The organism is Streptococcus sp. HMSC071D03, from assembly GCF_001812125.1.
GTDB classification, from domain to species: Bacteria; Bacillota; Bacilli; order Lactobacillales; family Streptococcaceae; genus Streptococcus; species Streptococcus pseudopneumoniae_N.
This window is the reverse complement of the sequence record NZ_KV807779.1, coordinates 43,854-57,460: the sequence shown is the minus strand read 5'-3', so window position 1 is coordinate 57,460 and position 13,607 is coordinate 43,854. Positions and strand designations below refer to the sequence as shown.

Annotated in this window: 13 protein-coding genes and 1 pseudogene; 3 read left to right on the top strand and 11 right to left on the bottom strand. The window is 38.8% G+C overall.

The features are described from left to right. Window positions 1–121: 121 nt before the first annotated feature. A pseudogene (locus tag HMPREF2837_RS07335) lies at window positions 122–463 on the bottom strand (T6SS immunity protein Tdi1 domain-containing protein); the annotation flags it as partial. Window positions 464–565: 102 nt separating this feature from the next. On the opposite strand from HMPREF2837_RS07335, the gene HMPREF2837_RS07330 reads away from it, so the two are divergent. Together HMPREF2837_RS07330 and HMPREF2837_RS07325 are read left to right on the top strand one after the other, a co-directional pair. Then, window positions 566–1,408 (top strand): aldo/keto reductase, encoded by an 843-nt coding sequence (locus HMPREF2837_RS07330; RefSeq protein ID WP_006152895.1) that lies wholly within the window; start codon window positions 566–568, stop codon window positions 1,406–1,408. 300 nt (window positions 1,409–1,708) lie between these two features. Then, entirely contained in the window at window positions 1,709–2,854 is a 1,146-nt protein-coding gene (locus tag HMPREF2837_RS07325; RefSeq protein WP_075230790.1) for a low temperature requirement protein A, read from the top strand. A gap of 662 nt (window positions 2,855–3,516) precedes the next feature. On the opposite strand, the gene HMPREF2837_RS07320 is transcribed toward HMPREF2837_RS07325, so the two are convergent. The 3 genes from HMPREF2837_RS07320 to HMPREF2837_RS07310 all read right to left on the bottom strand — a co-directional run bounded on the left by HMPREF2837_RS07320 (window position 3,517) and on the right by HMPREF2837_RS07310 (window position 7,210). Next, a complete protein-coding gene (locus HMPREF2837_RS07320; protein ID WP_049509309.1) occupies window positions 3,517–4,605 on the bottom strand; it encodes an AI-2E family transporter in 1,089 nt (362 codons plus the stop codon). A gap of 9 nt (window positions 4,606–4,614) precedes the next feature. Beyond that, window positions 4,615–5,904 carry a hypothetical protein gene (locus HMPREF2837_RS07315; protein WP_075230789.1) on the bottom strand — a complete coding sequence of 430 codons (1,290 nt, stop codon included), beginning with the start codon at window positions 5,902–5,904 and terminating at the stop codon, window positions 4,615–4,617. A gap of 646 nt (window positions 5,905–6,550) precedes the next feature. Beyond that, a complete protein-coding gene (locus tag HMPREF2837_RS07310; protein ID WP_075230788.1) occupies window positions 6,551–7,210 on the bottom strand; it encodes a hypothetical protein in 660 nt (219 codons plus the stop codon). A gap of 238 nt (window positions 7,211–7,448) precedes the next feature. On the opposite strand from HMPREF2837_RS07310, the gene HMPREF2837_RS07305 reads away from it, so the two are divergent. Continuing rightward, the gene (locus HMPREF2837_RS07305) at window positions 7,449–7,982 is read left to right on the top strand and encodes a hypothetical protein (protein ID WP_006153113.1); all 534 of its coding nucleotides are present in this window, start codon (window positions 7,449–7,451) and stop codon (window positions 7,980–7,982) included. Between the two features lie 183 nt (window positions 7,983–8,165). Here HMPREF2837_RS07305 and HMPREF2837_RS07300 read toward each other — a convergent pair whose 3' ends face one another. The 7 genes from HMPREF2837_RS07300 to HMPREF2837_RS07275 all read right to left on the bottom strand — a co-directional run bounded on the left by HMPREF2837_RS07300 (window position 8,166) and on the right by HMPREF2837_RS07275 (window position 13,583). Beyond that, window positions 8,166–8,714: a DUF6287 domain-containing protein gene (locus HMPREF2837_RS07300; protein ID WP_004250743.1), complete on the bottom strand. Its 549-nt coding sequence runs from the start codon at window positions 8,712–8,714 to the stop codon at window positions 8,166–8,168. 219 nt (window positions 8,715–8,933) lie between these two features. Then, entirely contained in the window at window positions 8,934–9,962 is a 1,029-nt protein-coding gene (queA, locus tag HMPREF2837_RS07295; protein WP_075230787.1) for a tRNA preQ1(34) S-adenosylmethionine ribosyltransferase-isomerase QueA, read from the bottom strand. Between the two features lie 39 nt (window positions 9,963–10,001). Continuing rightward, window positions 10,002–10,910, bottom strand: a complete 909-nt coding sequence (locus HMPREF2837_RS07290) for a LysR family transcriptional regulator (protein ID WP_075230786.1) — start codon at window positions 10,908–10,910, stop codon at window positions 10,002–10,004. Window positions 10,911–11,237: 327 nt separating this feature from the next. After that, window positions 11,238–11,468 (bottom strand): GlsB/YeaQ/YmgE family stress response membrane protein, encoded by a 231-nt coding sequence (locus HMPREF2837_RS07285; protein ID WP_075230785.1) that lies wholly within the window; start codon window positions 11,466–11,468, stop codon window positions 11,238–11,240. Between the two features lie 9 nt (window positions 11,469–11,477). Further along, on the bottom strand, window positions 11,478–12,719 hold the full coding sequence (locus tag HMPREF2837_RS07280; protein WP_075230784.1) for an aminopeptidase: 1,242 nt from the start codon (window positions 12,717–12,719) through the stop codon (window positions 11,478–11,480). A gap of 20 nt (window positions 12,720–12,739) precedes the next feature. After that, entirely contained in the window at window positions 12,740–12,892 is a 153-nt protein-coding gene (locus tag HMPREF2837_RS11210) for a hypothetical protein (RefSeq protein WP_000776626.1), read from the bottom strand. 13 nt (window positions 12,893–12,905) lie between these two features. Next, window positions 12,906–13,583, bottom strand: coding sequence for a hypothetical protein (locus HMPREF2837_RS07275; protein WP_075230783.1), 678 nt, complete (start codon window positions 13,581–13,583; stop codon window positions 12,906–12,908). Window positions 13,584–13,607 lie beyond the last annotated feature (24 nt).

Below are 13,607 nucleotides of genomic sequence, written 5' to 3'. Positions count from 1 at the left end.
TTTCATCAACCCACTACAGTTGACAAAGAGCCCACAAAATAAGCGACTCTCATCAAAGACTCGCTATTTATCTAACACCTCGATTTAATAGAAAAAAACACCTCACGGTGATTACTTATTATCAATCGTCCATTACTCCGCCTGTAAGTTGGTACATGAGATAAATGTGCTCCAAGGTTTTTAGCTTATCCATATGTTCCACATCTTTAAAGGCACCTAATGCTAGTAAAGGAACAAAACCGAAACATTGGTTATAAGACAAGGGACCATCTTTTAACACAGCCTGTCTATATAAATCCAGTTCAAAGTTATCAGTCACATATGAGTTATCTAAATACTGAAGAAAATATTTCAAGCTCTTGATAATAATGTCGCAGTTTTGAAGATTGTATTTTACAATACCAACAAATTCATTCTCTTCCCAAGTAATAATATCTCCAAAGGCTGTTACGAACATCGGAAAAAGAAGTAAGGAACTATTCATAATAATAGCCGTAGCAAATCTTTGCATTTTTGCCTTATCTTATTTAAGATAGTACTATTAAAAAAAGAAAAGGTGAAAATCATGGAAACATATACACTTGCAAATGGGGTTGCTATTCCTAAAATTGGTTTTGGAACTTGGCAAATTGCTGAAGGCGAAGAAGCCTATAACAGCGTTAGCTTCGCACTTAAGGCGGGTTACACACATATTGATACCGCACAAATTTACGGTAACGAGGTTTCTGTAGGTAAGGCGATTGCTGATAGTGATTTGGCACGTGAGGATATTTTCCTAACTACCAAACTTTGGAATGATAAGCACGATTACGAGTTGGCTAAGACTTCTATCGATGAGTCTCTCGAAAGACTTGGTGTGGATTATTTGGATCTTTTGCTTATCCATTGGCCTAATCCAAAGGCGCTTCGTGAGAATGATGCTTGGAAGTCTGGTAATGCAGGCGCTTGGAAGGCAATGGAAGAAGCCTACAAAGAAGGTAAGGTGCGTGCTATCGGTGTGTCTAACTTTATGCAACATCACCTAGAAGCTCTTCTTGAAACAGCTGAAATTGTACCACATGTCAATCAAATCCTCTTGGCTCCAGGTTGTGACCAAAAAGACTTAGTTGCCTATTGCCAAGAGCGCGATATCCTTCTTGAAGCCTATAGTCCACTAGGTACAGGTGGTATTTTTGGAAATGAAGATGTTGAAGCAGTGGCTGAACGTAACGGTAAATCTGTGGCACAAGTTGCTCTGCGTTGGAGCCTTCAAAAAGGTTTCTTGCCACTACCTAAGTCTGTGACACCTAAAAATATAAAAGCTAACTTGGATATCTTCGGCTTCGACTTATCAGAGGAAGATATGGCGGTCTTGGATAAGATTCAAGGCATCAAAACTCAGGATGATCCTGACAAAGTTAATTTTTAATAGGATTTTAATCAACTCGTCAGGGTTGCTTTTTAGCGTGTTTCTTTAGATTTGCTATAATGAAACAATCATTTTTTTATAGATGGGAGTTACGTAATGGAGTCTCGAAATCTTTTGCCTCAAAATACACGTACTTCATTATCAATCGTCAAACATTCCGCCTGTAAGCTGGTACATGAGGTAAATATGTTCCAAAGTTTTGACAATTCGCGCCACATGAAGTTATTTAAGCATATCCTTTTCTCTCATTACCATTTTCTGTTATAATAAATTGTACTTCTAAAATAGAAAGGTCTTAAGATGACAACTCTTATTAAACATAAACGTGTAGAATTTTCAGAACTTTTTTATGACTTAGTTTTTGTTTTTGCAATTTCAAAAGTAACTACTTTAATTGACCATCTTCATAACGGTATTTTGACTTGGAATTCTTTCCTTGATTTTCTCATTGCTACTTTGTTTCTCATCGATTCCTGGATGATTCAAACCGATTATACCAATCGCTATGGAAAGAACTCTTTATTTAACATAGTAATCATGTTTATCAAAATGGGAATTTTACTCTTTATAGCCAATATGATTGGACCTGATTGGCAACAATATTTTCATTATGTCTGTTGGGCTATTGGTACATTAACCCTTACCTTATTTTTTCAATATTTGGTTGAGTTTTTTAAAAAATCAACCGATAATGTTCATAGGGAAAGTATCAAAGGTTTTCTATGGATAACAGGTCTACGAAGTTTAGAAATCTATCTAGCAGCTCTTCTTCCTATTTACATTGGAGTCTATATCCTTTATGCTAGTATTCTGCTAACATTTATTACGCCAATTACCTCGATTAGTAAAGATGATCATTTCCAGGTAAATCTCCCCCATTTAATCGAGCGCATCTCCCTTCTTGTCATTATTATGTTTGGAGAGATGATTACGGAGCTAGCTAACTTCTTTACAATCGAGAATTTCTCGATTTATTCGGTTCTTTATTTCATTATTATGATTTCTCTGTTCTTGTTTTATTTTGGTCAATTCGACCATGCTATTGATGAAAAATCTAATCAAAAGGGGCTATTTCTAATTTACAGTCACTATCCTATTTTCATTGGACTTATGATGATGACTGTATCGATGGGATTTCTTCAGAATCCTGAAGCTAATCGTCTCTTTGCAACCAGCTTCTCTTATATCGGATTTGGCCTCTTTCAAGCTGCTGTCCTAGTAAATGGGCCCCATAACAAACACTATCTTCGCTATTCGAAAAGTTACTACTGTGTCCAAGCTACACTCTATCTGGCTGCCTTGATTCTCTCTTTAATCTTTGCTTCTAATCCTATAATAGTAGTGAGTATAACAACCATTTTAGCTCTAGCTATAGCTATTCATTCTATTTATTTTTATATGACACAGACTAAAAAACATTCCACACCTTACTGGGAGTTGTTTTAATGAGTTTATAAGATTAAAAAGCTTTGGGAACCAAGGCTTTTTTTTCATTAATTTGTTTTTCCATTTTATCCTCCGATTTGAACTCGCACTGACATTTATTTATAACAACACTATATATCTAGTATGGCATAATCATTAGGTATTATAGGTTTTCAAACCAAATGTGAGTCATTCGTTTTTGCCCCACTTTTGCCCCATTTTTAAATCCTGACATTGAAAACACCTAAAAGTATTTCCCTAAAATCAGCTATATTTCAACATTTTTGTTTATTTTCAATATGAAAAGTTCTTACAAATTCATGCAGGGGGCATCTAAACAACAGGAAAAAGCCTTGATTTCAAGGCTTTTTTGATGTCAAATAACTTTTTGTAGCAAATCATTATAAAGGTTTTCCAACCTTATCAAACTTATCATTTATTCTCAATCAATTGCTAGCAATATTTGATAAGACCAACTGTTTTTTACAGTACAGAGCTAGTCTATAATTAACTAAACTATACTAATTTGTGCCCATATTACATGGCCAATCCGCATAGAGATTAAAATGGGCTATTATGAATTCATAAATTTTCGCAACAGAACAAGAGCAAGTCATTTAGAAATAAAAGAGAAGAGAATCTTTCACTCTCTTCTTAGTATATCTTATTAAATTCAGTCTTTCTCAATCTACCTGATTTTCCTTTGCAACGACAAATTCTTTAACCAATCGATAGATAACAGCAAATATGGGTGTAAAGAATATCATTCCAAGTAAGCCAAATAGATTTCCTCCAATACTAGCTGCTGCAAGTGTGAAGAGAGCTGGTAAGCCGATAGATTGACCCACAACTTTGGGATAGATAAGGTTTCCCTCAATCAGCTGTATAATTTGATAAAGAAGGATAGACAGTAAAGCTTGACTTGGACTGACTGTAAAGATAAAAATCGCTCCTAGCACACAAGCAATCATAGGACCAACATAAGGAATGAAAGACAGCACTCCTGCAAAGATACCTGTCATTACTCCATAGGGTATCCCAAACACGCTGTAACCAACCGCTATCATAACTCCTATGATAACTGCTTCAATCAGCTGACTCATCAAAAATTGGTCATAAGTCTCTAGTGCTACTTGTCCAATGTAAGTCAACTTTATCACCACCTTCTCTGGAAGAAAAACTTTTAGAAGTCGACTCGTCATCGCTGCCAAATGTTCCTTACTGGATAAAAATAAAAAGGTGAAGACTATAATCAAAAAGGCATTCATCAAACTTGAAAAAATATTGCCGATATTACTAGTCAGACCTGATAAAAAACCTATCAAAGCTTGGCTAATAGAGCTAGACTGTCCCTGTATGCCTGATACGATAGTTGACAACATGTCTTTGGTTACAAATTCCGAGCTGCCTAGCAATTTCCCAAGTTGAGTAAGGACTGTTGAAAGGACTGTTCCCAGCTGACTAATAGTCTGGGCTAGGGTTGGCAGCACCAAAACCAAAAGAGCAATCACGATTAAGATAAGAGCTAGGAAAACAAGTACCATGGCAATCGGACGACGCAACTCTGCCTTTACCTTCAATTTAACTAAGTACTGTTCAATTTTTTTCATAGGAACATTAAGCACAAAAGCAATAACAGCACCATAAATCAAGGTTGATATTACATCAAAGAGAGAGATTGCTCCTGATATAAAGCTCGATGCATTCAGAATTACAAGAGCAACCAGCCCTATAAAAAGTATTAACGGGGTGTATTTTTTTACTAAGTTCATAAATTCTCCTTAATAAACATGTTTAGATACGACTATACTATTTGGTTTTTCAAACTCTCGATTAAGGTAGGCTTGGTAAGTTCCTGGAGCGATAAATCCTTTGGGTGAGAGGATATCGGTGCCAGCCTGACCGACTATGGTATCAGCCAAGAGCACACAGTTTGTAGATAAGACAAAGTAGGATTTAAACTTAGATTTGATAAATTTATAAAGTTCCCCATCCGTCTCATGTCTGATTTTATAAGCGTAGGTGTAGTCTTCCTTACCATCTTCCGTTTTAATTTTATCTGCGCTTGGCTCCCAAGGAATCGTTAGTTGTTTTAATTCAGCCAACTTTTTCTGAACTGCTTTTTCCATTTCAGGTGTCAAATCTATTCCGTAACCAAAAAGTGTTTTTTGACTCTCACGTTTACATAGATCAATGTACTTATCGCGGTCACAGAAATATAAGACACCATCTCCTACCATACCAAATAAGGTCTCAGATGACGGATCATAGTTGCCATAAGAAATAACACGGCCCTGATAGCAGATATCCACATGACCAATAGCTGAAAACAGGGAGGTCTCAGCTGTATGAACAAAAATTTCTAGCTCTGCTGTCTTACCAGACTTCACTATTCCAAGATGGATATCTTCTTCCTCATCAGCATTTTCCAGCATAAATTTGTTAATTTTTGCTAAAGTTCTTGCAGGGATGAGAGCGGCTAGGGCAATAGGTAAGCTCATTCTGACACGACGTTTGAGATGGTTTTTCCCAATTTCCTTTTCAAATAAGAAACCGTCACGGATATTGGACACACCATAAAGGCAAAAATAAGCCCCTAAAACAAAGAGTTGAAAGACAGAATTTCCCGTAGAGGACAAAAGACTAGTCCCACCAAGAAAAACTAGTACGAGACCATCTAGTAAGAAACGAAAACGAGGTCGAATTTTGTTTTTGCGGTAGAGAACATAGGTGACAAGGTTGATACTAGCATGAAAAATCTGATAAATTCCAATCACAAGAGCCAAAATATAAATTGGCACATCAGTAGCAAGATTCGAGCCTAGCAAATATCCCATCACTAACAATTTAACCAGTTCAACTCCCAAGGTGTCCGTTGACTGACTTTTTTTGAAAATACGTAATACTAAATCTAAGACCGTTGCTATCCAAGCTAAAAACAGAACCAGTCGAATAACCGTCACTGGCAACCAAGTTCCCGTGACCATCAAGATAAGACCTAGCAGAACAAACAAGAAACCCTGAACAAGTAATTTCTTACCTGTCAGACCTAAAGAAAGAATTTTTTCCATAAAAGACCTTTCAAAAATAATAATTAAGCCCTTTGATCAAATTGACTGGTAAATAGCTGACGGCACAAACAGCCTGTGCCAGCAAGACATGGCGACTGACTGTAGCAATGTCACCATCTTGTCTTTTGCACTTCTGAAATTTGTTTTATTGAGTCGAAATCAGAGCTTTTAAAAACTAGCTAAACTTGAAAGCTAACCATAATTGCTAGATAAAAAAGGTGCAACCAATCCTTCTTGTAAAGGTAGGAAAGAATTATATCCATTCCATTAATTATTTATATATTACCTATTGTGACACAATACTCACTATAATTCAACTTTTTACCTATTTAAAACCATAAAGCCTACATAACTCTTTGAAGAGAACAAAAATCTGAATGTAATAAGATAGTACCCATTACCCATATTATAATTAGATTATGAATTGAAGCTTTTTGGAACTAAAATTAGGAATAATTGAGAAAGTAGGGAGGGAAATTTTGCTTTTACCCCATTTTGAAATAATTTCATTTTAGATTTTTCTAAGTTTCTTTCAAAGAGCCTGCAGGGGGCATCTAAACAACAGGAAAAAGCCTTGATTTACAAGGCTTTTTTGTTTTTCTAAAAGATTTTCTCTAGATATTTAGCAGAATCCCAAGATAGTTTCTCAATGTTCCACTTCTTCCTTAAATCGTACTTTTCCTTGGCTGTATAATCTCATAATCTTCACAAAGCGAACTGGATTGTTTTGGTTATACAAAAGAAATACTGAAAAGAATAACAAGCCAGCAAACCACAAACCATAGCCTTCATCACCAATCGGTTGGCCAAATTTTAGAGGAAGAATCAAGAAATACAAAAAGTAATAGATAGACACTATATTTACTACAAAGCGGGCAAATCGATAAGGTAAAGCAGACAGTTGTCTAGGATCAAACTGGTTTTTTACAAACAAATTATGAGATGCTGCAAAGAAAAAGACTTTCTCTGTCGTTGGCTGGGCCTTTCGAACATTTTTATAAAGTGCTCGTTCAAGTATAGCAACCAACAAGGAAAACTGCATCAACCAAAATAGAAGAATACAGGCTAGACTGAACCAGTTATAGACACCAATAAACTTGAGGGAAAAGAAGCCCGAAATTGCAGGTCCACCTGCTAGTAAGAGAATTACCAATTGAGGAATAAAAGAATTCGTTTCACCAGCTTTTTCAGTATTGAGCAACTTACTCTTTGGAGCAGCTAAAGCCTCTCCTGTCTTTTGGTCATAATAAACAGCCTGACCATTGCATTCGCCGATAAAGACACGACGGCGTCCGAGAAAAAACATATTGACCTCTTTCTATTTATGAAAACAAGTCTTCAAATTTTGGAATTTTATTATCCTAGTATACCATAAACCAACTTGCTAGGTCATAAGATAGCTAAGAGCCACATCTTGCTAAAAGGTTGACAGAACTTCGCTCCATAGGATATGATGGGAATACCTAAAATTTTAACTCTGCATGATCTTTACGACTTCTACTGAAAAAGCGTTGGAGAGTTCAATTCTATATCTGGAGGTTTCTATGAAAATCTATTATTCAAAATTTGTCGGTGTCGGCTATCTAGTTTTTGCGGTAGGTATATTCTTTCAATTTTTCTTTTTTCTCGCGCATGGATTGATCGACTTTTCTCAGCTCAGTCTTCTCACTGTGGTACCAACCATCCTCTTTTTCACTGCTATCTATGCAACGATTGCAGGCATCAAAAGACTTTCTAGTCGCAGACTCTCCTTTGAGTTCACCTTGGAAGGTATTTATGTCTATCCTGGGCTCTTCTTTTCCAAGGAAATTTTCATCCCAAAAGAAGAATTGTTGCGAGCATCTTATGTTGAAGTGGATGTCAGTGACCCTGACCATACCAACAGCAAAGCTTACTATTTAGATTTTGATCTGAGAGAGGTCACCCAGCTAGAAGATATTTCTAAGTCAAATGTTATCATCAATACAAGTGCCCTGATATTGCGACTCGCTCTTAGCCTCTGTCGATTTAGAGAGGAAGAAAAAGCCGAGTTGGCAACCTATCTAAAAGAAAACTACGGCATTGATTTCTTATACTAGCAAGTAAAAAAAGCCCTACATCAGGGCTTTTGTGTTGTTAGCGATTTAGTACTTGCGCTTCAAAGTGGGCAGGTTTATCGTCCAACTTAAACGTCGTGTAAATTTGAATGCTTAAAATTTTATGCTTCGAAAACTATTAAAAAAGTAAGAGCGTTTCTACACCCTTACTTCTTACTGGTATTCTTAATTACGGTAAAAATGACTATCTTTGTCGCTTGGTGATTGGCCGATTGCCAAGACGTCTTGGCTACCATCCGTACCAGTTAATTCATTTGCTACGCCTGCTGGGGTAAAGATAAGGCGTGCTCCTTCTCCACCACCAACAAGATGAATTCCTGTCAAATAGTAACCGTCCTTCTCCTCTACTTTGTCCATCTCATATTTAAAGGTGCCTTTTGAGCTTTGAATGGTCACGATTCCATCCGCTGTGACTGTAGCAGTTGTTCCAGCATAATTCTCCCAAGTTCCAAGGAATTTAGAATAATCTTTTTGATTTTCCGCCTTTGTCTCAGTTTGACTACCTGTAGCGCTTGAAGAACTTGTCTCAGACTTCTGCTCCTCTTTTTGACTAGCTTCTGTTTTACTTGATGACTCCTTAGTTACTTTAGAAGAAGCCTCTTTGCTTGAAGATGCTGTAGTTTTTTCAGTATTTCCTCCACAAGCAGCTAATGTTAAGACCGCCAGCAAAGCAAGAGCTGAAAGACTAGTGTAACGCAATGTTTTGTTTTTCATAAAAATCTCCTTTTGAAATGGTGACCCAGTTTAGTCTGAATCTAAAATGGCTAGTCCGAAATTACATATATTTTTGACGGCTAACCTGTAGTTTTCAGTGTATCATTTATTTCCATATAATTCAATAGCTATTTTGGTAACTTTGTGTAAGATCAAGCAAAAAACTGATCCAAGAATGAATCAGTCTCTCTTTATATCTTCTTTGATTTTTCAATAGCTTTAATAGATAAACATGGCATCGCCAAAGCTAAAGAAACGATATTTTTGGTCAATAGCATGCTGGTAGGCTTCGAGGACCAATTCACGGCCTGCAAAGGCTGAAACGAGCATGACCAGTGTTGACTTAGGCAAGTGGAAATTAGTAGAAAAAGCATCCACAACCTTCCAGTCATAACCTGGCTTGATAAAGATATTGGTCCAGCCAGAGTCTGCTTGAATTTGACCGTCAAACTTGCTTCCGATAGTTTCTAGCGTACGGATTGAGGTTGTCCCCACGGCAATGACACGACCACCATTTTCTTTGACCTGTCTCAAAGTCGCTGCAGCTTCCTCAGATAATTGATAAAACTCTGAGTGCATCTCATGCTCATCCAAATTATCTACTGAAACAGGTCTAAAGGTCCCAAGCCCAACGTGCAAGGTCAAGTAAACTAAGTGAACTCCTTTTTGCTGAATTTCTTCCAGTAATTCCTTGGTAAAATGGAGACCTGCAGTCGGGGCTGCTGCTGATCCACTCTCCTTGGCATAGACTGTCTGGTAACGTTCACGGTCGTCCAATTTTTCATGGATATAAGGAGGCAAGGGCATTTCTCCAAGACTTTCAAGTACTTCTAGGAAAATCCCTTCATATTCAAAACGGACAATACGGACACCGTGGGTCAATTCCTCAGTCACAACTGCGCTTAGTCGGCCATCACCAAAGACAACGCGGGCACCGACCTTGAGACGCTTGGCTGGTTTAGCCAACACTTCCCATTCATCTCCTGCTGTATTTTTCAAGAGCAAGAGTTCAACATGGCCCCCTGTTTCTTCCTTTTGACCATGAAGTCGAGCTGGTAATACGCGGGTATCATTCATCACCAGGGCATCACCTGGCTCTAGCATTTCAATAATGGAGTGAAAGTGGCGATCTTGAAATTCTCCAGTCTGGCGATTGACCATCAAGAGCTTAGAGGCATCGCGCTTTTCCAGAGGTGTTTGTGCAATCAACTCCTCAGGCAAGTGAAAATCAAAATCATTGGTATTCATTGTAGTCATATTTCCTTTTCTTTTCTAATGTACTTACGATTAGCTATCAAAACGAACTTCTTCAAGCAAATACTCGATGAAGCGTTCACCCATCTTAGATAAGCTAGTCTTCTCATGCTGAATATAAACCAGTTCAATCGGATCATCAATATCAAGTGGAATCGAGACAATATTGTCTCCATTGAGGTTACTATTGAGGATACCTGTCGCGATGGTATAGCCGTCCAAACCAATCAAGAGATTGAACAAGGTCGCACGGTCACTAACCACGATGGATTTTTTGTGGTGTTCTTGTGACAAAATCTCTTCTGAGAAATAGAAGGAATTATGGGTTCCTTGGTCATAGCTCAAGTAAGGGAAGTCTTCTAGGTCTGTCAACTGCACCTTGTCTTTTTTAGCAAGAGGGTTGGTCTTGCTGACAAAGATATGGGGCTGCGCTGTAAAGAGAGGATGGGCAACCAGATGATTATCATCCAACATCTTCGAAAGAACATCTCGGTTATAGCTGTTTAAAAAGAGGACTCCTACTTCACTGCGGAAGTTCTTGACGTCGTCGATAATCTCCCAGGTTCTGGTTTCACGCAAAAAAAGCTCGTACTTCTCCATATCGCTTTTCTTAAGTAATGAAACAAAGGCATTAACCACGAAGGCATAGTGTTGCGAAGACACACTAAAAAGCTCGCGATGAGCGATGGGATTCTTATAGCGTTCTTCTAGAAGTTGCGTTTGCTCGACAACCTGACGGGCATAGGATAGAAACTCCATCCCATCACGTGTGAGGGTAATTCCCTTAGGATTTCGGATAAAAATCTCAATTCCCATCTCATTTTCTAGATCACGAACGGCATTTGATAGACTAGGCTGCGTAATGAAAAGTTGCTTGGCAGCTTCATTCATCGAACCAGTCTCTACAATTTTGATAATATAGTGTAATTGTTGAATTCTCATGCTTTTATTGTACCATACTTGAGGCAATATAAAAAGAACCAGTCACTGAAAGCTCTGTGGCTAAGCTTAGATGAGTGCTTTCAAAGGACTTTATATAGCGACCTAAAAAGAGAGAGTGAGACAGAAATCGGTAATTCGTTAGAATTCGATTTCGTCGTCCCACCTCCGCACAGTTGAGTAGGGCTGTAAAAGCTGATGAAATCAGCGTAGTAGAGCCCACTCAACCACTGCGTCTTGCTCGACAATCCAAAGACAATTGAGAGGCTAGGACTTTTGTCCCAGCCTCTCTCTTATTCTTTAGAGTTAATATGCCTTCCATAGCGAAACTTAGCTTCCTCTTTTCCAAAAAATGGCTAGCAGAATCATAGCCCCGAGAACTGATGGGATAATGGCTGTACCGCTTAGGCTTGGTCCCCAAGAACCAAAGATTAATTGTCCTAAAAAGGCACCAATCCAGCCCAGAAACATTTTCCCAAAGCAGCCCATGCGTTCGCCACGGTTGGTGATAGCTCCTGCTAGTAGTCCGATTAAAAGCCCGACAAACATACTTCCAATCATAGTTTCTCCTTAAATTGCCCAATCTCCATTGCGGAAGAGCGGTACACGTGTTCCATCCTCACGGATACCATCGATATCCATTTGGCTCGAACCAATCATAAAGTCAACGTGAACATCAGAACGATTAAGTCCTGCAGCTTCCAGCTCTTCTTCACTCATCTCTGCTCCACCAACAACGCTAGTTGCGTAAGCTGCACCAATAGCCAAGTGGTTTGAAGCATTTTCGTCAAAAAGGGTGTTAAAGAAGGTAATCCCTGACTGAGAAATTGGACTTGGATCTGGTACCAAGGCACACTCACCCAAGGCACGCGCACCAGCATTCTTAAAGACAAGGTCCTTCATAACTTGATCACCCTTCTCAGCAGTGATATCAACGATTTGACCATTTTCAAAGGTCACTTTGATGCCTTCAATAATATTTCCATTGTAGCTAAGAGGTTTTGTAGACGTTACATAGCCATCTGCGCGACGGAAATCAGGGGCTGTAAAGACTTCTTCTGTTGGCATATTTGGCAAGAAACCTTCGCCTTGAGCATTGATCGCTCCAGCTGATTCCCAGACATGGTTCTTAGGCAAGCCAAGTGTCAAGTCAGTTCCAGGAGCAGTGTAGTGAAGGGCTGAGAATTGCTCTTTATTCAGCATTTCCGCCTTGCTCTTGAGGATAGCAGCATGTTCTTCCCAAGCTTTAACTGGATCTTCTTCGTAGATACGGCAAGTTTTGAAGATTTGGTCCCAAAGGAGGTCTACTGCTTCTTCGTCGCTTGCAGCATTTGGAAAGACTTTCTTAGCCCACTCAAGTCCAGCAGCTGCTGCTACAGTCCAGCTAACCTTGTTAGATTGAGTTGCGATACGCATTGGCTTCATAGCAATTCCCATAGCTTTTGCAGAAGCTGAGAGCTTTTCCGCATCTACTCCGTTCAAGGCACCTGGATCAGAAGAACGAACACCGAGACGACTTGCTTTGTTTTCAAGAAGGTAGTTCATCTCAGCGATCTTGTATTCTGGTACATTGTCCAAACGCTCCATTGGCGCGTGAAGGAATTTCTCACGGTTTACAAAGTCATCTGCCCATTGGACGATAACTTCGTGCGCTCCAAGTGCATAGGCTTCTTTGACGATTAAGTGAGCCAACTCACGTTGCTCCACATCGATGGAGAGAGCTAAGGTGTGACCAGGTTGCACGTTCACTCCGTTTGCAACCAAAAGCTTAGCGTATTTTTCTAGATTTTCTTTAAAATTTGGTAAAACCATGTTGTTTCTCTTTTCTATTTTTATTTTTCTTTCAAAGCAGAAAATAATCCTGCCAAAGCAATAGCACCTGACAAGAGTGCTGTCGATAGAAGAATTGTCTGATCAGCAAGTTCCAATTGGTACTCAAACACCTTCTCAGCTGGCTTGTCTTCCGCGAAAATTCTTAGTTTCATGAAATATCCTTTCTTATTCTTCGTCCTCCCCTAGATAGAGACGTCGAGCCTCTGGGCTATTTGTAAGGATATCTACATAGGTTTCATAGTCATCAAGTAGGGGCTTTCCTAAAGAGATATCTTGTTCTGGATTTATATTTTTCCCATAAAGAAAGCAAAGATAGAGACGTTCGTTGAGTGTTGGAAATACTTCAATAGACATTAGTTCAGCCTGACCTACCCGATCCCAATCCTGTTCTTTGATATCTGGTATGATATAGGATTGGAAGAGCCCCATAAGTGGATTATCTTCTGGTAGTCCACTGTCTTTATCCGCCAGAACCAAAGAACAACGTCTACCAAAACCAGCAAGTTGGCGCTCCCTTCCCTTTACCGAAACAGTAATAGGATGCCCTCCAATATGGCTATAAATCCATTCTTTAGGCAGTGCATAATCTAACAATGGGTTAACTTCTTTGACAATCGTTACAGGACTACAGCGTAGAAACTGGCGAGTAACAGCCTTACAAAAGAGGATATCCTCCTCTTTCAAGGTCACTCCCTTCCAATTATTTTCCTCGTTAAAATGGTTGAAAAATACCAGATAGAGATCACGCACCATTTGTGCTAATACGTAAACGCCATTTCGTAAACATATAGAAATAACTTTCCCTGGTTTCCAGGGTGTTGCTCTTTTTTTCTTTTCCATCATGATACAACCTCAAACCTACACAAG

Coding starts and splice junctions, on each gene's coding strand:
- HMPREF2837_RS07330 (WP_006152895.1), top strand. CDS start 566: ATGGAAACATATACACTTGCAAATGGGGTTGCTATTCCTAAAATTGGT.
- HMPREF2837_RS07325 (WP_075230790.1), top strand. CDS start 1,709: ATGACAACTCTTATTAAACATAAACGTGTAGAATTTTCAGAACTTTTT.
- HMPREF2837_RS07320 (WP_049509309.1), bottom strand. CDS start 4,605: ATGAACTTAGTAAAAAAATACACCCCGTTAATACTTTTTATAGGGCTG.
- HMPREF2837_RS07315 (WP_075230789.1), bottom strand. CDS start 5,904: ATGGAAAAAATTCTTTCTTTAGGTCTGACAGGTAAGAAATTACTTGTT.
- HMPREF2837_RS07310 (WP_075230788.1), bottom strand. CDS start 7,210: ATGTTTTTTCTCGGACGCCGTCGTGTCTTTATCGGCGAATGCAATGGT.
- HMPREF2837_RS07305 (WP_006153113.1), top strand. CDS start 7,449: ATGAAAATCTATTATTCAAAATTTGTCGGTGTCGGCTATCTAGTTTTT.
- HMPREF2837_RS07300 (WP_004250743.1), bottom strand. CDS start 8,714: ATGAAAAACAAAACATTGCGTTACACTAGTCTTTCAGCTCTTGCTTTG.
- queA (WP_075230787.1), bottom strand. CDS start 9,962: ATGAATACCAATGATTTTGATTTTCACTTGCCTGAGGAGTTGATTGCA.
- HMPREF2837_RS07290 (WP_075230786.1), bottom strand. CDS start 10,910: ATGAGAATTCAACAATTACACTATATTATCAAAATTGTAGAGACTGGT.
- HMPREF2837_RS07285 (WP_075230785.1), bottom strand. CDS start 11,468: ATGATTGGAAGTATGTTTGTCGGGCTTTTAATCGGACTACTAGCAGGA.
- HMPREF2837_RS07280 (WP_075230784.1), bottom strand. CDS start 12,719: ATGGTTTTACCAAATTTTAAAGAAAATCTAGAAAAATACGCTAAGCTT.
- HMPREF2837_RS11210 (WP_000776626.1), bottom strand. CDS start 12,892: ATGAAACTAAGAATTTTCGCGGAAGACAAGCCAGCTGAGAAGGTGTTT.
- HMPREF2837_RS07275 (WP_075230783.1), bottom strand. CDS start 13,583: ATGATGGAAAAGAAAAAAAGAGCAACACCCTGGAAACCAGGGAAAGTT.